Origin of the sequence: Paraeggerthella sp. LCP19S3_G8 (genome assembly GCF_052119225.1) — a bacterium.
Lineage (GTDB): Bacteria > Actinomycetota > Coriobacteriia > Coriobacteriales > Eggerthellaceae > Paraeggerthella > Paraeggerthella hominis.
This window is the reverse complement of the sequence record NZ_JBQKFQ010000001.1, coordinates 1-16735: the sequence shown is the minus strand read 5'-3', so window position 1 is coordinate 16735 and position 16735 is coordinate 1. Positions and strand designations below refer to the sequence as shown.

Sequence of the window (16735 nt, the reverse complement as noted above, 5' to 3'; positions counted from 1 at the left end):
CCGATCAGCCTCGCTCGAAGCCGTCGAAAAGATCGCCCGGCCGCACGTCGCGCACCGTCGACAGCCGCTCGCCCTCAAGATGCAGCAGCAGGTCGGGATTCAAATCGGGGACGTTGTGGTGGCAGCTGACCAGCACCGCCGCGCCGTCGGCGCGAGCAGCCGACAGCAAGGCGCTCAGCCGTCGCGACGCATCTCGGTCAAGCGGCCCGTACGGTTCGTCCAGCAACAGCAGACGCGGCTTGCGCATGAAGGCCAGCACGAGCGCCAGCTTCAATCGCATGCCGCGAGAATACGACGAAGGGAACCGATCCGCATGCGCCGCGAGCCCCAGGTCTTCCAGCAATCGCCGAGCCTCTTCGGCGGCATCGGGCACGCGGTTCGCATCGAGTACGAAGCGAATATGCTCAGCGGCGGTTAAATCGTCGTAAAAGGACGGCACGTCGGGCACGAAGGCGATCTCTCGACGCACAGCGCGATCCGAACCGTCGAACGGCCGCCCGAACACCTCGACCGTCCCTTCGCTCGGCATGCTCCATCCCGCCAAGCATCTGAGCAGCGTGGATTTTCCCGACCCGTTCGGGCCGGTCAGAAAAGCAATCTGACCAGGATTGATCCAAAAAGCCACATCGCTCCACACCTCGCTTCGCGCATAGCGAAACGAAAGACCCTCCGCCCGCAGCGCCGGCGTCTTCTCCACTGCCTCGACATCCATGCTCTCACGCTCCTTCGCGACGCATCATAGCGCTTTCAGTCGGGCAAGCAAGCCCGAGAAACGCGGCGAGCGCTCGAGGCCATCCAGCACGCCGTCGCGCAGGACGCCGTCTCGAACCTGACCCTTCAACCCCGCTTTTCCGAACAGGGCTTGAGCCATGCGCGGAATCGACGGATCCTGCCCTCTCGCGCCGGAAAGTCGATCGAAAAGAACATCGGACGGCGGCTTCGGCATCGCATCCTCGTCCATGCCCTCCAAAAGGAGGACGAACCGCTCGAGACACGCTGAAGCGCGGTCCTCGTCGCCCGCGCGCAGAAACGCCGCGAACGCGTCTCCCCAGAACATGCCCACCATCATCGGATTGTCGTCCTCGAAGGCGAACCCTCGGACCATCGCTTCGCCCGCCCGCACCAGCGCCTCGACGCGCTGGCGGTCCTCCTCGATCGACAGCTGGAAAACAATGCTGTTGAACGCGCCGGTAGATCCGCAATACAGCGACTCTTGAAGCAGGCGCAAGCAAGACTCCCGGTCGCCCTTCATGTCGTACAACCCGGCCAGCATGTCGTCGATCGGGGCGCACCGATCGGGCTTGAGCGCTTCCAAAAGACGGATCGCGACTTCCACGTCGCCCGATACCGTCATCATCGAAGCGCGCATGATCTTCACGTTCCTGATCAGCTCAAGGTCCTCTGCGCAAGCTTCCACGCGATCGAACAGCGCGCCGGCGCGCCGCACGTTCTCTTCCCGACGCTCTTCGTCCGCCGTCGCTCGAAGGACGTAGAGCATCCCTATATGCACGAGCAAATCCCAGCACGCATAATACGACGCCGCAAGATCCTCCATACGCTCGTACGCAGCATCGGGATCATCGCCGAACTGCTCGAGCAGCTCGGCGTACAGCTCGCGCACGCGTTCCTTGCTCACCTGAGGACGATAGTCGAACAGCTCGTCGAGCGTAAGATCGAAGTACGCCGCGATGCGCGGCAGCAGGGTCGTGTCGGGCAGGCTTTGCCCCAGCTCCCACTTCGACACGGCAGCCTTCGTCACGCCCATGTGCGCAGCCAGGTCCTCTTGCGTCACGCCGATCGCTCGACGCTCTCGTGCAATAACGTTTCCAATGTTGATATCGTTCATGGTCGGTCTTTCTGAAGATTGCGACGGCTGTACGGCCCAAGCGCATGCGCGGGCTTGAACTCAGTATGAGAGAACACCGCCGCTTGACGCAAGCGAGGGCTTGTTGACCGCAGGCCGCTTCAGTCAACCCCTCGCAACCGAAACAGCCTGCTATCCTTGACCAAACGACTCCCATGATCGGAGGATCCATGAACGCAACGTTCGCGTTACCGCCCTCATCTGGTCGCAACCGCAATCTACCCCTGACGGCGGGCCTGCTTGCATGCCTTGCCCTTTACACGATCGACGCGGTTTGCCTTGCGTTCGTTCCGAACGAAGGACGCACCCTCGCTGCCAACATCGCCGTGCCTTTCGATCTGATGGTGTGCGTGCCCGCAGCTTTCTACTTGCTGGTGATCAAGCCCCGCAAGCTATCGCCCGTAGCCGCGATCCCCGTCATATACGCAGGCTTCGTCGTGTCGATGCTGGTCATGCAGCCCGGATCGTTTTCCCTGCTGACCGTGCTGCTTCCGATGATGCTCGCCGTGGAAGCGGTCATCCTCGTACGCGAGATCGCCCGCTTCTTGCGCGTTTTTCGCGCGGCGCGAAAAGAATCCACCCGCCCGATAGTATGGTTCGAAAAGCCGTTTTTCGAGCTCAGCCGCAACGAGACCGCATCGCGCCTCTGCGCGCTCGAATGCTCTATCTGGTATTACGTGCTTGCCTCATGGCGCTCGAAGGCCGACGTGCCCAACGGCGCCCGTCCGTTTTCCTGCCATAAGGAAAGCGGGTACCTGGCGCTTTCAGGAGTGATCATGGCGTTGCTTCCCATCGAGGCCCTGGTCACGCATTTGCTGGTGGCGAAATATTGCGAACCGGCCGCCATCGCGCTGACCGTGCTTACCGCCTACACGCTTGTCTGGTTCATCGGGAATACGAGGGCGGTGGTCCTCAACCCTCTTCTGGTGGACGACACGTCCGTAACGGTGCGCTGGGGAGCCTACTTCAGCGAGCGCGTGCCCTTCGCTTCCATAGCGCGCATCGACCGCCGGGAAGAACCCGACGTTCCCAAGAGCGAGCGACTGAACATGGCCGTCATGGGCGCGCGGCCCTGTTGGATCGTGCTGCACGAACCGCGCATCATACGGACCCTTCTTGGAAAGCCGCGCGCAGTGCGAGCCATAAACGTCTCGCCCGACAATGCGTCCGATTTCGAGAAATCGATCGCCGCGCAGCTGCCGAAACGCTAGCGGTCGGACACGTCGACGAAGCGCACGCGGTTCTTGCCCGCGCGCTTAGCCCGGTACAGCGCGCGATCGGCAACGCGGAACAGCCCCTCGTACGTATCGGCGTCCAGCCCCGCAAGCGCGCATCCCGCGCTCAACGTCACGGGGCCGTCGAAGCCTTGCAGGCATTCCGCCTTTCGACCCAGTTCGCACGCGAACTCCCAAGCGCGGGAGCGATCGGCATCGGGCAGGAACACCACGAACTCGTCGCCGCCCACACGCGCGGCCGTCCGTGCCTCGCCCTCCAGGGTCGACTCCATCGCCTGCGCGACGTGCACAAGCAGGTCGTCTCCCACCGGATGCCCGAACGTATCGTTGACCAGCTTGAAATCGTCCACGTCGAACACGAGCAGCGCCCCGCAGCCGTTCGTCAGGCAAGCGGGCAAGGCCCGATCGACCAAGCTCGATACCGTTCCCTGGTTGAACAGCTTCGTAAGCGGGTCGCGCCGCGCCTGGTCCACCAGATCGTCGATCAAGCGACGCTCGTCGGTAATGTCTTTCCAGCTTCCCACCGTTTTCGCCACGCTGCCGTTCCGGTCGCGAAGAAGCGTGACGTGTATGCGAACCCATCGCCATTCGCCCCCGTGTATCGGCACCACGTGGCGAACCTCCATAACAGCCGAATCCTCTGACTGCAGCGCCTCGGAAAGCCGAGCGTAATCTTCCGTGCGCATGCGCGTTCCCTTTTTGATCATATCCGAGTAGCAGGGGAAGCGCCGCTCCTCGCTGGACAGCTCTTCGCCCGAACCGGAGATTCGCTCGTATTCGACCAAAACATCTTGCACGTTGTCGTACTCGAACAGAACGTCCGTCACGCTGCGCAGCGCGATTCGATACCGCTCCCGTTCCAATTCAAGGGTTTGAGTCTTCTCGCGCAGCAGCCGCTGCAAGTACTCGTAGCTTTGAGCGCCCGCCTCGAACGGAAAGTACAACTCGTCTTTCATCGCCTGGTAGGGATTGGACACATGCACATGGCGGATGAGCAACCGTCCGTCGGATTCGACCAGATAATAGCTGCACCTTTGGTGCTCCTCGAGAACCATGCCCGTGCTCTCATCCGTGCGAACGCGATAACGACCCATGACCAGGCACGTTTCGCTCGTAGTGCTTGCCAAGCAGAATTCCTCGTCGGAAACCACGCAGGCGGGAGTGAGCGGCGCCTGTTCGACGAAGTACGCCACGATGGCGGCCTTGTCCGTGAAAAACTCAACCTCGCCTGCGCCTATCCACGAAAAATCGTCCGTAAAGCGAGAGAGCACGACGTCGATCGCCGTGCCGGAATAAAACAGCCGAACGGTATCGGCCACGAATTCGATCGCTTGCCCAAAGAGCGGATTCATCGGCCCTCCTCCCCCGCATGCCTTGCCTGCGCGCGCACGCGCATAAAACTCTCTCGGGGAGTATACAACCTCGACCGCTCCTCGGGGGAGACAACGAGCAAAAACGTAGCAGGAAGATCAGCTATTGGCAATGAACACGAGGCCGATAAAGCCAACGGCAAGAAGCGTGCAGCACAGGCCCACCGTATTGCAGACGCGCCGCGCGCGAGCATCCGACCCCGCGATTCTTCGCGTCACCGAGTACAATCCCAAACCAACCGCGGCGCCAAGCGTGTTGGCAATCAGATCGGTCGCATCCGACGCTCCCGCCGCAAAAGCAAACTGCAGCACCTCGAACGCCAAGCTGGTCGCCGCCGCAAACGCCAAGCCGATCGCGAGCGGTCGCTCTCCCAACAGCATTCCCATGTACAGGCCGAACGGAACGAAGGCCACTAGGTTCTGCACGACTTCGGAATAATCAGGCTCGCCGTTCACAACCAGCGCGCCCGCCAAGGGCACCACGTTCACGCTGCGCATCGTGCCGAACACGTCCAACGAAACCTGCATCTTGAACAGGATCGCCCACACGAGCACCACTGCGTAAATCGCGAACAGCGCCCCTGAGATTCCGCGGCTCCCCAGCACGGACCGCCCGCCCGCCGATACCTCGCCCATGACCTTCGACCCCTTCCCCGGCGGCCGCGCAGACCCCCGATCTTTCCGTTGCCAGCCCATGGTAGCCAAGCAGGCGAAACGGCACGACGAAAGGTCAGCTTTCGTTTCCGCAGGTTAAGAAAAATTAAGAGAGCTTTAAGGGACTTCGGGAACACGAGCCTTTTCGTTTTAAGCACCCGAATTCGCGGGGCGCTGCGGGGTATCGTGCCCCCAACGCACAAAAAAAGCCGGGCGCTGCATGCGCCCGGCCTGGTGTTTCGTGGAGCCAGTGACAGGACTCGAACCTGCAACCCACAGTTTACAAAACTGTTGCGCTACCATTGCGCCACACTGGCCCGTTGCGAAAACGTGCCCGAATATTGTACGACATCGCTCGCGATTCGCAAAGCGCCCGCAAGAAATGCATGATAAGCCGAACCGATTCTTCGCACCTCGAGGCTCTGCGCAGCGCACGCCAACGCACGCACCGCGCCCCGCAGCGCGCCGCAAGCCGAGCGAAGCCCCTCCTACTGAGACGACCCGGGCTCTTCCACCCGCAACGCGCGATACAGGCGATCGGGCACCAAGCTGACCAGGTCGTCGGTCCAGCGCACCAGGTCGGTCGGCGCATCGGATCGGAACCAATCGTTGAGCACCTCGCACTCCAGCTTCGAGAAAATCTCCACGATGAAGCGCATGTTGTCGTTCACGGTAACGTGGCGGTACTTTTCAAGCGTTTCCAGCAGAACCGTCTTACGGTTCTCGGGCATGACCGTCTGGCCGAAAGGCGTGTTGATGCTGTACTGGATCGACTTGCGGTAGAAATCGCGCTCCTGATCGATCAAGCGTAGATGGTGGTAGTACCCCGTTTTCCAGTCGACGGTTCTCCCGATCTCGTTCAGGTAGAACTGTCGACAGAAGATGGAGTGCCACCAGGGAATGTCGTACTTGCTTTGGAAATGACGGTAGAACGTCTGGCGCGAGATGCCGGCATTCTCGCATATCTCGGCAATCGTGATGCGATCGAGCGACTTGTCGACAGCATGCAGTATCTTCATTTTCGTTCGCAACTCCGGCGACCCGAAAATATCCTGGCCATGCGCAAGATCCGGCAGCATGCAAAGCCTCCTCTTTGAACGTTCCCTTACCCAGTCCCCTGCAAGAAATCTGTCCACCGAATTAAACATACCCCACAAAAACGCCTGACAGCACGTTACATTCTTGCACAATCGTCCGGTCTAGTTTACATGCATCCCCTTTGATTCCGCAACACGGACATACTGCGGGCCTTGTGCAAACCCCCCACGACACCCGCCGCGCCACGACCTTTGAACAGCCGCGCGGCGGCCATCACAATATCTTCACAGAGGTGGACATGCCACCCGAAAACCTTGGCGGCAACGCAGGATGCGCTGCCGGAGAAAGGAGACTGTCATGGCGAAGATAGTCAATTCTTGGAACGACTGGGATCCGTTGAAGCGCGTCATCATCGGCCGCTGCGACAACTCGATGATCCCGCCCGAGGAGCCCGCGACCTCCGAGAAGGTTCCCGTCGACTCCGAGATGCGCGGCATGTGGGGCCTTCGCCCGCTGCGCACGGTCGAGGTCGGCAACGCCTGCCTCGAGAACCTCGTCAAGGCCGTCGAGGAGCGCGGCGTGGTCGTCGACCGCCCGACGCCCCTGCAGTGGAACCAGGCCATCGGCACGCCCGACTTCCGCAACGACTCCATGATGACCTGCATGCCGCCCCGCGACATCCTGCTCACCATCGGCAACGAGATCATGGCCTCCGCCAACTCCTTCCGCTGCCGCTACTTCGAGTACCTGGCCTACTGGCCGCTCATGAAGCAGTACTTCGACGAGGACCCGGACTTCCTGTGGACCCAGGCCCCCCGTCCCCGCCTGACCGACGCCTCCTACAAGCACAACTACTACGACGAGAAGATCTCGCTGGAGGAGCGCCTGGTGCGCACCGCCAACAAGGACTTCGTCACGACGGAAGTCGAGCCGATGTGGGACGCGGCCGACGTCATGCGCATGGGCAAGGACCTGTTCATCCAGCACGGCCTGACCACCAACCGCACGGCCATGGACTGGTTCCAGCGCTACTACCCCGAGTACCGCGTGCACGCCGTGAACTTCCCCGGCGACCCGTACCCGATCCACATCGACGCGACCTTCGTGCCGCTGCGCCCGGGCCTGATCATCAACAACCCGCAGCGTAGGCTCCCCGAGGAGCAGCGCGCGATCTTCGAGGCCAACGACTGGCAGATCGTCGACGCCGCCCAGCCGGCCCACTCCGAGCCGCCCGAGTTCTGCTACAGCTCCGTGTGGCTGTCCATGAACTGCCTGGTCCTCGACCCCAAGACGGTCATCGTGGAGGCCTCCGAGGTCTACCAGCAGGAGGAGATGGACAAGCTCGGCATGAACGTCGTGCCCGTCGACCTGCGCGGCGCCTACGCCTTCGGCGGCGGCCTGCACTGCTCCACGGCGGACGTCTACCGCGAGGGCGAGTGCCTCGACTACTTCCCGAACCGCGTCGCCGACCCGACCCTGGTCCGTCCGGAGATGTGGAACGACTAGTCGCTTAACCCGTTGCTGGAAGGTCCGGTACGAAACCGGGTCTTCCAGCCCTTCCAGAGCCCCCGGCCCCCAAGGGCTTCGTTCCGCCTATGCGACGGCGCTCCTTGTTCGAAGATCCCAGGGAGCCGGTTGGCTTTCCCCTTTATCATCACATTCATGCCAAAGCGGCGCCGCAGCGTCCGCGTGCCTCGTCGTACCCCGAACCTTTCCATACCCGCAACCGGGCAACCGCACATGAAGGACTCGGGCGACACGACGCCGCCCCCAAGGAGGGATACATGAACCAGCAAGCGAAATACAAGCTTATCGGCTTCATCATGATGTTCGCTTCATCATCGCTGATGGGCGGCATTGGAGCCTTCACCCGCTTCATCGACGCGCCCGGCGACTTCGTGTCGTTCTGGCGCAACTTCGCAGGCCTCATCGCCCTGTCGATCATCTTCTGCTTCATCGGAGGAAGCTGGAAGAAGCTCAAGGAAACCCGGTTCTCCGGCATGATGCTGCTCTCCGGCGTGTTCTTGGGCCTGCTGTCCGGCCTGTACTGCCTCTCCACGCAGTACACCACGTTGGCCAACGCATCGTTTCTTATCTACACCGGCCCTATCTACTCGACCATCCTCGCGGCGATATTCCTGAAGGAGAAGCTCAACATCAAGGGCATCCTCTGCATCGTCGCCGTAGTCATCGGCATGCTGTTCATCGTGGGTATCGTGACGCCCGAGGGCCTGACGCTCGACCTCGATCCCAAGTACACCTTCGGCAACGCCATCGCCTTCGCTTCCGGCGTGGCCTACGGCCTGTACCTGTTCTTCTCGCGCTACCGTGAGGACTGCGATTCCAACGTCCGCTCCTGGTGGAACTTCCTGTTCGGCTCGCTGTCCATCGTCGTGCTGCTCATCTGGCACCACTTCTTCCTGCAGCCGCTGTCCTACACCGAGAAGATCAACGGCGTGACGCAGTTCGATGCGAACGGCCAGATCATCACCCATGCCTGGAACATGTTCACGATGCCCGGCTCGTCCTGGGTCGTGCTCATCGCCGCAGCGCTCATCACCGGCTTCGGCGCGTTCTACCTGCTGACCCATGCCACCAAGCGCCTGAAGGCCGGCGAGCTGGCCGCCATCTCCTACCAGGAGACCATCATGGCATCGCTTCTGGGCCTGTTCATGTTCGGCGAGACGATGACCGCCTTCCAGATCATCGGCGGCGCGCTCATCATCATCGGCGGCGTGGCTCAGATCTTCTTCTCGACATCGGCTGCAAGCAAGCAGGGCGAAAAGATAGAGAAAGAAGAGGAGATACGCGAGAACCTTGAAGCGCGGCTAGATGAAGAGCAAGCAAAAGAAGCCTTGAGCTAGCCGATCCTCACGCAACAAGAAAGGAGCGTGCACCTATGAAGATCACGAGCAACCTGACTCACATCGCCACCGAGATGGAGTTCGAGGCGCCGCTGAACGAAGAGGAGCTGCGCGCCGCGTTCGAGGGCAACGGCTTCCAGGGATTCGCCGCCGAGCTCGACATCGCCGAGCGCACCGAGGACCACGTGCAGATGATGTCGCTTGACGACCTGCTCGGGTTCGCGAAGGCCTCCGGCCTGTCCGCGGTGACCTACGACGTGACGTACTTCCCGCATGCCGACGCCGCCGAGGTGGACTACCAGCTGAAAGAACTGGCCCACGACCTGGAGATCAGCGCCGAGGTCATCCGCGACCTGTGCGCCGACGAGATCCAAGAGTACCTGGCGCTCGACGCCAAGCGCGACGCGAGCCTGCCCGTCCACAGCATCGTGGAAGCGTACACGGGCGGCACGGCGTTCGCCTGGTACGGCATGCGCGACTACCCGCGCCTGAAGAGGGTCATCCTGGCCAAGCTGGCCCAGGGCGGCCAGCAGGCCAAACGATCCTTTATCTTCCGCGCCAGCAAAGCGCAAGTCGACTTGCTGGAAAACCGATAGGAGGCGCACCGTGAAAGCAACGGTTTACATGGAGGAGATGGACGCGTTCACGTACCGCGAGAAGCTTCGCAACGATGCGGTGGTGTTCGTGCCCGTAGGCGCCCTCGAGCAACATGGATCGCACATGGCCATGTGCGTGGACGCCGCCCTCACCAAAGCCATGGCGGGAGCCACGGCCGAAGCCCTGACCGCCTACACCGAAGGCGCGATCGAGGGCATGGTGGCCGCGCCGATCAACTACGGCTACCGCTCCCAGCAGCGCTCCGGCGGCGGCTTCCACCTGTCGGGCACGACCAGCCTGCGCGGAACGACCCTCATCGCGCTCTCCCGCGACATCGTGTTCAGCATCATCCGACAGGGAGCACGCAAGATCGTGCTGATGAACGGCCATTACGAGAACTTCCAGTTCATCTTCGAAGGAGCCCAGCTGGCCCTCGAGGATGCGCGCAAAGACGGTATCGACGACGCGAAGATCCAGCTGCTCTCGTACTGGGACTTCGTGGACGACCAGACCATCGCCGAGCTTTATCCCGAAGGCTTCACCGGATGGGACCTCGAGCACGCCGGCGTCATGGAAACCTCGCTCATGCTCCTGTTCTACCCCGACCTGGTCGATATGAGCAAGATCAACGATCCGCTGTACGACGGACTGCCCGCCACGCTTCCCAACTACGACGTGCTGCCCATCATCGCCGATTACACGCCGCCTTCGGGCTGCCTGTCGTCCCCCGCAGCATCGTCGCGCGAAAAGGGCATCATCTTGCGCGACGTGGCCGTACGCAACATGGTAGGCGCCATCAAGCGAGAATTCGCCTAAGCGCAGGGAGCGGCCCTCATCCGAAACCGGCAACATCCACGGCCTTCCGGCGCCAACCGCCAGGAAGGCCGTGCGCGTAAAAGGAGCATCATGACCGCATCGTACACCATGCTTCACGTCTTCGCTCCCAACGAAGCCGTTCACTTCCTGGGAGACTATCACGAAATCCTAGAGGGGGATTGCCATGCATACGCACGCAGTTGAGAAAAAAGTCCCGTTCAAAGTAGCGCTCTCGTCGTTCCTCGGCAACTTCATCGAGTGGTTCGATTACGCAACCTACACGTACTTCGCTATAACCATCGGCATCGTGTTCTTTCCCGAATCGGCAGTGAACTCAACGCTGCTCGCGTTCGCGGTGTTCGCGATCTCGTTCGTCTTCCGTCCGCTGGGCGCCGCGTTCTGGGGCAGCATGGGAGACAAGAAGGGCCGCAAGTGGTCTTTGTCCATGTCCATCTTCCTTATGACGGGCGCAGCGTTTCTCATCGGCTGCCTGCCCTCGTACGAGACCATCGGGCTTCTGTCGCCCATCCTGCTCATCTGCCTGCGAAGCGTGCAGGGGTTCTCGGCCGCAGGCGAGTATTCGGGCGCTGCCGTATTTCTGGCCGAGTACTCCCCGGCCAACCACCGCGGCAAGTACTGCTCGCTCGTACCCGCTTCGACCGCAGCCGGCCTGTTGGCCGGTTCGACCGCCGCGCTGATCATCAAACTGCTGCTGCCCGAAGCCGCCGTTATCGAATGGGGCTGGCGCATACCGTTTCTGTTGGCAGGCCCGCTGGGCTTGATCGCGCACTACATCCGCACCAAGCTTGAGGATTCCCCGACGTTCGAGCAGATGACCTCCGACACCAAGCGCGTCAAAGAAGCCCCCAACCCCACCCGCCTCGTGTTCAAGAAGTACCGCAAGCGCCTGCTTGCCAGCATCGCGGCAACCATGGTGAACTCGGTTGGGTTCTACCTGGTGCTCACGTACCTGCCCACGTACTTGACCAGTTACGCGGGCATGGAAGCGGCACCCGCCCAGTTCGCAACCGACGTTGCGCTCGTCGCCTACATCCTCATCGTGCTGGGCGCAGGCAAGGTATCGGATATCGTCGGGCGCAAGAAGATGCTCCTGGGCGCCTGCGTCGCCTTCATCGTGCTGAGCATACCGGCTTTCACCATGCTGAACACAGCTTCGCTTCCCATCGTTATCGCAGCTGAGCTGATTCTGTGCATCACGCTGTCCATCAACGATTCGAACATCGCCTGCTACCAAGCCGAAATGTTTCCCACCGAAGTGCGCTACACCGGCGCCGCCCTGGGTTCCAACATCGCCTACGTGGTGTTCGGGGGAACCGCGTCGATGGTCGCGACCGCGCTTATCGACGCAACGGGCAACGGCATGGCTCCGGCGTACTACATGATGGGAATTTGCCTGATCGCCGGCATCATCCTTCTGTTCACCGCGCATGAGTACAAGGGCGTTCCGCTGAACGACATCGAATAGCATTCGCAAGTTCGCTTGCCTTCACGGCAGATTCCTGCGAAGGCAAGCGCTCGACTGCAAACCGAGCGGGCCCCGCAAGATACGCCGCTATTCGCCAGAAGGACCGACTGCATCGCAGTTCAACGATGCGGTCGGTCCTTTCTCTTCGCAAGCGCAGCCCCGCTTTCGCCGTCAGGCGAGCGACCGCCCTTCGCGCATGCCGCTCCAGCGCAACCGAAAAGAACGTCCGCCGAATCCCCCTGCCATGCGCTCCTTCTCCGCTATACTGGTCTTTGTCAGCAAATCACGCGGGCCAGCCCGCGATCAGGCCGCATCGACCGCACACCGCCAAGGAGAGTTCATGAGGAAGCGTGACGACCTCGTACGTACCGACGACTGCGCCGCCGATCAGGCGATAGCCCCCAATAAAAGAAGAATCCCCCTTCCGCTCAAAGTGTTTGGCATCCTATCGATGGTCATGGGCGGCGCTTTGGCAGCCTTGCTTGCGCTGCTCGTGATCGGCACGGCGCTGCTCGTCCAAAACGGCGCGTTCGAAGGCGAGCTCTCGTCGGCAACGCTCATCATCTTCATCGTGGACACCGTGCTCATGACCGTGCTCGCAGCCATGTTCGCTGTGTTCGGCATCCGCCTGCTGCTCAACAAGCGACGTCATGCCGCGGAAGTCGCGGACGTGATGATCGTCGTGCTGGTCGGAATCGTCCTTTGCAGCATCATGCTTGACGGCCTGAACCTAAGCTTGGCTGCCTACGGTGCAATAGCCGTGTTCCTTGTTGTCATGCAAAGCTACCTCGACCCCTCTTTGGCGCAAGAGCGCGAACTGCAGCGTAAACTGCGCGACATGGAAACGCGCGAGGCGGCCGAAGACGGCACGCTCGGCCGCGACGAAACGGGCAAGGGATTCATAGCCCTCAACTTCTTCAACCTGTTCTGGATATTCACGGTCTGCTGCGTGCTCGGGCTCATGCTCGAGACCGTCTACCATTTCGCCGTGGTGGAGCCGGGCCACTACCAAGACCGAGCCGGCATGCTCATCGGGCCCTTCTCCCCCATTTACGGATTCGGGGCGGTTCTCATGACCATAGCGCTCAATCGGTTCCACAACAAAAACGTGGTGCTCATTTTTTTGGTAAGCGCTGTTATCGGAGGCGCGTTCGAGTATCTGACCAGCTGGTTCATGCAGTTCGCTTTCGGTATCGTAGCCTGGGATTACTCGGGCACGTTCCTGTCCATCGACGGACGCACCAACGGCATGTTCATGGCCATGTGGGGAATCCTCGGCGTGATATGGATCAAGGCATGCCTGCCCTGGATGCTGAAGCTGGTGAACCTGATACCTTGGAACTGGCGCTACACCATCACCACGGCATGCGCGGTTCTCATGATCGCCGACGGGGCAATGACCCTGCTCGCGCTTGATTGCTGGTATCAGCGCATGGCGGGAACGGCCATTCAGGATTCCGCGGTGGTTCAATTCTTCGACGAGCATTTCGACAACCAGTACATGCAGGAACGCTTCCAAAGCATGTCGATCGATCCAGGCAACGCAACGCGCGCGAAATAGCAAAAGGGAACCGACCCGCAACCAACCCGGTCAAGCCTGCGCAGAGCCGGTTGCAGCCGCGCGCACGGCGCGGACGGCCAAGCGCCCCAGAACCACGCCCGCCAGGCAGGCAACGACGCTTCCGCATGCGTACGCCGCCCCCGTGACGTACTTCCCGCGTTCGATAAGCGTCAGCGTCTCCAACGAGAACGTCGAAAACGTGGTGAAACCGCCGCATACGCCCGTCTTCAAGAACAGGACCGCATTGTCGGACATGCCGGGCCACACCGTAGCAGCCTCGAACACGGCCCCGATAACCACGGCGCCGACAAAGTTGATCAGAAACGTCATGAGCGGAAAATCGCCTTCGAGGGGAACAAGCCCCAGCAGATAGCGGCCCACGGCTCCCACGAACCCGCCAAGACCCACGCACAGCATCGCCATCATGTCCTGCTCTCCTCCTCTTCGGAACCTGCCCAGTATAGCGAAAGGCCCGTGCGTGCGCACCGGAAAACGCCTTATCGTGCGCGCCCTTGCACCGAAAGACCGGCCGTAGCGAACACCGGGGCAGAACAGCAACAGGGCGCGAACCTCGCCCGTTCGATTGACAACGAACGTTCGTTTGCGTATTATAGCGTACAGATATTCTTACGAACATTTGATCGCGCGAACGGATGACCGCATGGATCTACTTGCGAAACTCGAAATCCTCGCCGATGCGGCGAAATACGATGTAGCCTGCACGTCCTCGGGCATCGATCGCGACGCCCAGAAGGGCAAACTTGGAAACACGCTGGCCGCCGGCTGCTGCCACAGCTTTGCCGCAGACGGGCGGTGCATCACGCTTTTGAAGGTGCTCATGACCAACGTTTGCGTGTACGACTGCGCCTACTGCGTGAACCGCGCATCCAACGAAGTTCCGCGCGCTGCGTTCAAGCCAAGAGAGTTGGCGGATCTCACCGTGTCGTTTTACCGACGCAACTATATTGAAGGCCTGTTTCTCAGCTCGGGAGTTATCCGCAATCCCGACCACACCACCGAGCTTATGATACGAACGCTCGAGATTCTGCGAGAAGAACACGGCTTTCGCGGCTACATCCACGCGAAAGCCGTGCCGGGGACATCGCCCGAGCTGATCGATCGACTCGGGCACCTTGCCGACCGCATGAGCGTGAACCTGGAACTTCCTTCACAGCAAAGCCTGCGGCTGCTCGCCCCCGAAAAGGACAAGCAGCGCATCCTCTCGCCCATGAAGCAGATACGGGACAACATAGCGGTCGACAAGGACACGCGCGCGCTCATGCGAAGGGAAACCACGTACATGACGCAGGTCAGCCCCAAGCGAAAGGAACGAGCCTTCGTACCCGCCGGCCAATCGACGCAGATGATCATAGGAGCTACGCCTGAAAGCGATTTTCAAATCCTGAACCTTTCGGCAGCCCTCTACCGTACGCTCTCGCTCAAGCGCGTGTTCTTCAGCGCCTACATGCCCGTGAACGACGATGCGCGTCTTCCGGGCGCCGATGCCGTCCAGCTCAATCGCGAGCACCGTCTCTACCAAGCCGATTGGCTCCTGCGGTTCTACCGCTTCGACGTGACGGAGATCATCGACGAGGCGCACCCTTTTCTCGATCCCGATTTGGACCCCAAGGCAAACTGGGCTATAAACAACCTCGATTTCTTCCCCGTAGAAGTGAACACCGCTCCCCTTGAGTCGCTGCTGCGCGTTCCGGGCATCGGCGTACGGGGAGCCAGGCTTATCATGCGCGCACGGCGCACGACATGCCTACGCGAATCCGAGCTGCGCAAATTGGGCATAGCCTACAAGCGGGCACGGTTTTTCATAACCTGCGGGGGCACCTACGCAGGGCGCGGAGCCGATTTTTCGCCCGAAGGACTTCGAGCGCAGCTGGCGGCGCCCATTAAGGGCGGCGCGCACGGCCGCCGGTCCGCCAAGACCACCCCCGGGCAACTAAGCTTGTTCGAAAAGGTCGAAACGCCCGAGAAGCTGCGTGCCGCCGGCAAAGACCCGCGCAAGCTCGACACCGGCGCTCCCCCAACAGCGGACGGCTCCTTTGGTTGGCAACGCGCGCTCGAAGCGCACACGACGGTTGCCGTATGAGTAATCTTCACAACAGCCGAAACACCGCCCGGCCGGTGCGCGAAGAGCCCTTGCAGGATGTTGCCTACGCATACGACGGCACGCCGGAAGGCCTGCTGACGGCGGTGTTCCAAGCCTACGCCAATCGCGAAGACCCGCAAGATATCGCCCCCGGCAACACATTGCAGCCACGCCTGGGGCAAACCGTCCGCACCATAGAAACCGACATGCAGCTTGCAATGCGGGTTCGCAAAGGCATCCAACGTACGTGCGGGCAGACGGCGTTCGAGGCTGTTCTGCACGCCGCGCTGTCAGACGACCCGAACACCGGAGCCATCGTGTACCGATTCGTGCGCTACGCCATGTCGCGCCGCCAACCGCACGACTGCGCCCGATGCCCGAAACAGCATCGCTGCGCCGGTATCCCCAACTGCACCGCAGCGTCGGCAAGAAGATCGAGCGTGCTCGACGACCTTGCGAACCCAGCGGTCGGAGCGCTTCTCAAGCTGGACCGAGCGGTCATGAACGAGCGTCACCGCATGCTCCAGTTCCTGCGCTTCGAACACCTGGAAAACGGTGGCTGGTTCGCGCGATGCAGCCCGAACGCTTCCGTGGTTCCCCTGGTCATGGACTGGTTTGCGGGCCGCTTCAACACGCAGCCCTTCGCGGTGCTCGACGAGCGGCACGCCCTGGCCGGCGTGTACGAGGGACGGGGCTGGCGGCTCGTGCGCACGGAGGGGGCCGACCTCCCCGCGCATGCGCCGGACGAGGAGCTCATGCAGGCGGCCTGGAAGCGCTTCTACGACGCGACCGCCGTCGAGGCCCGCTACAACCCCGAGCTGCGCCGGCAGTTCATGCCCGAGCGCTTCTGGAAAGACTTGACCGAGATGCGCCAGGGCGCCCCGGGCGAGGGCCTGGCGCGCTGAGGAAGCCGAGGTGCGGCCGACCGGCGGACCCTCCCCCCGCGAGCGGCGGACGGCCCCGCGCAGCCCGCCCCCCCCCAACGCAGAAAGGGCCCCGGAACCTGTTACGGCTCCGGGGCCCCTGGGTCTCGGCGGGATACGCCGAGCGCCCTGCGCGAGCGCGACGTCCTATCCTCCCACAGCCTTGCGCTGCAGTACTTTCGGCGATGGCGGTCTTAACTTCCGGGTTCGGAATGGGACCGGGTGA

Annotated in this window: 15 protein-coding genes, 1 tRNA gene and 1 rRNA gene; 9 read left to right on the top strand and 8 right to left on the bottom strand. The window is 61.7% G+C overall.

What is annotated here, in order from left to right; translation table 11 throughout:
- Positions 1-4: 4 nt before the first annotated feature.
- Positions 5-712, bottom strand: coding sequence for an ABC transporter ATP-binding protein (locus ACTQZK_RS00085; RefSeq protein ID WP_441897869.1), 708 nt, complete (start codon positions 710-712; stop codon positions 5-7).
- 24 nt (positions 713-736) lie between these two features.
- The gene (locus ACTQZK_RS00080; RefSeq protein ID WP_441897867.1) at positions 737-1846 is read right to left on the bottom strand and encodes a helix-turn-helix domain-containing protein; all 1110 of its coding nucleotides are present in this window, start codon (positions 1844-1846) and stop codon (positions 737-739) included.
- Between the two features lie 188 nt (positions 1847-2034).
- On the opposite strand from ACTQZK_RS00080, the gene ACTQZK_RS00075 reads away from it, so the two are divergent.
- Positions 2035-3075, top strand: coding sequence for a hypothetical protein (locus ACTQZK_RS00075; protein WP_441897865.1), 1041 nt, complete (start codon positions 2035-2037; stop codon positions 3073-3075).
- Here ACTQZK_RS00075 and ACTQZK_RS00070 read toward each other — a convergent pair.
- The 4 genes from ACTQZK_RS00070 to ACTQZK_RS00055 all read right to left on the bottom strand — a co-directional run bounded on the left by ACTQZK_RS00070 (position 3072) and on the right by ACTQZK_RS00055 (position 6202).
- On the bottom strand, positions 3072-4451 hold the full coding sequence (locus tag ACTQZK_RS00070; protein WP_216529855.1) for a sensor domain-containing diguanylate cyclase: 1380 nt from the start codon (positions 4449-4451) through the stop codon (positions 3072-3074). The genes ACTQZK_RS00075 and ACTQZK_RS00070 overlap by 4 nt on opposite strands.
- Before the next feature lie 117 nt (positions 4452-4568).
- Positions 4569-5105: a VanZ family protein gene (locus ACTQZK_RS00065; RefSeq protein WP_441897863.1), complete on the bottom strand. Its 537-nt coding sequence runs from the start codon at positions 5103-5105 to the stop codon at positions 4569-4571.
- 260 nt (positions 5106-5365) lie between these two features.
- Positions 5366-5440, bottom strand: a tRNA-Thr gene (locus ACTQZK_RS00060).
- A 171-nt stretch (positions 5441-5611) separates the two neighbouring features.
- The gene (locus tag ACTQZK_RS00055) at positions 5612-6202 is read right to left on the bottom strand and encodes a TetR family transcriptional regulator (RefSeq protein ID WP_114567474.1); all 591 of its coding nucleotides are present in this window, start codon (positions 6200-6202) and stop codon (positions 5612-5614) included.
- A 316-nt stretch (positions 6203-6518) separates the two neighbouring features.
- Here ACTQZK_RS00055 and ACTQZK_RS00050 point away from each other — a divergent pair, with 316 nt between their 5' ends.
- The 6 genes from ACTQZK_RS00050 to ACTQZK_RS00025 all read left to right on the top strand — a co-directional run bounded on the left by ACTQZK_RS00050 (position 6519) and on the right by ACTQZK_RS00025 (position 13485).
- Positions 6519-7667: a serine/threonine protein kinase gene (locus ACTQZK_RS00050; RefSeq protein ID WP_114568044.1), complete on the top strand. Its 1149-nt coding sequence runs from the start codon at positions 6519-6521 to the stop codon at positions 7665-7667.
- Between the two features lie 278 nt (positions 7668-7945).
- Positions 7946-9025, top strand: a complete 1080-nt coding sequence (locus ACTQZK_RS00045) for a DMT family transporter (RefSeq protein ID WP_441897860.1) — start codon at positions 7946-7948, stop codon at positions 9023-9025.
- Positions 9026-9060: 35 nt separating this feature from the next.
- A complete protein-coding gene (locus tag ACTQZK_RS00040; protein WP_441897858.1) occupies positions 9061-9621 on the top strand; it encodes a hypothetical protein in 561 nt (186 codons plus the stop codon).
- Between the two features lie 10 nt (positions 9622-9631).
- Complete coding sequence (locus ACTQZK_RS00035; RefSeq protein ID WP_114568022.1) at positions 9632-10438, top strand: creatininase; 807 nt, start codon at positions 9632-9634, stop codon at positions 10436-10438.
- 184 nt (positions 10439-10622) lie between these two features.
- Entirely contained in the window at positions 10623-11924 is a 1302-nt protein-coding gene (locus ACTQZK_RS00030; RefSeq protein ID WP_114568023.1) for an MFS transporter, read from the top strand.
- A 340-nt stretch (positions 11925-12264) separates the two neighbouring features.
- Complete coding sequence (locus tag ACTQZK_RS00025; protein WP_441897856.1) at positions 12265-13485, top strand: putative ABC transporter permease; 1221 nt, start codon at positions 12265-12267, stop codon at positions 13483-13485.
- Positions 13486-13515: 30 nt separating this feature from the next.
- Here the strand turns inward: ACTQZK_RS00025 and crcB are convergent, their stop codons facing one another.
- On the bottom strand, positions 13516-13911 hold the full coding sequence (gene crcB, locus ACTQZK_RS00020; RefSeq protein ID WP_114568025.1) for a fluoride efflux transporter CrcB: 396 nt from the start codon (positions 13909-13911) through the stop codon (positions 13516-13518).
- A 235-nt stretch (positions 13912-14146) separates the two neighbouring features.
- Here crcB and ACTQZK_RS00015 point away from each other — a divergent pair, with 235 nt between their 5' ends.
- Together ACTQZK_RS00015 and ACTQZK_RS00010 are read left to right on the top strand one after the other, a co-directional pair.
- Complete coding sequence (locus tag ACTQZK_RS00015; protein ID WP_441897853.1) at positions 14147-15586, top strand: putative DNA modification/repair radical SAM protein; 1440 nt, start codon at positions 14147-14149, stop codon at positions 15584-15586.
- Complete coding sequence (locus ACTQZK_RS00010; RefSeq protein ID WP_441897851.1) at positions 15583-16491, top strand: TIGR03915 family putative DNA repair protein; 909 nt, start codon at positions 15583-15585, stop codon at positions 16489-16491. The genes ACTQZK_RS00015 and ACTQZK_RS00010 overlap by 4 nt, the downstream gene beginning before the upstream one ends.
- Before the next feature lie 152 nt (positions 16492-16643).
- On the opposite strand, the gene rrf is transcribed toward ACTQZK_RS00010, so the two are convergent.
- A 5S ribosomal RNA gene (rrf, locus tag ACTQZK_RS00005) occupies positions 16644-16735 on the bottom strand; the annotation flags it as partial.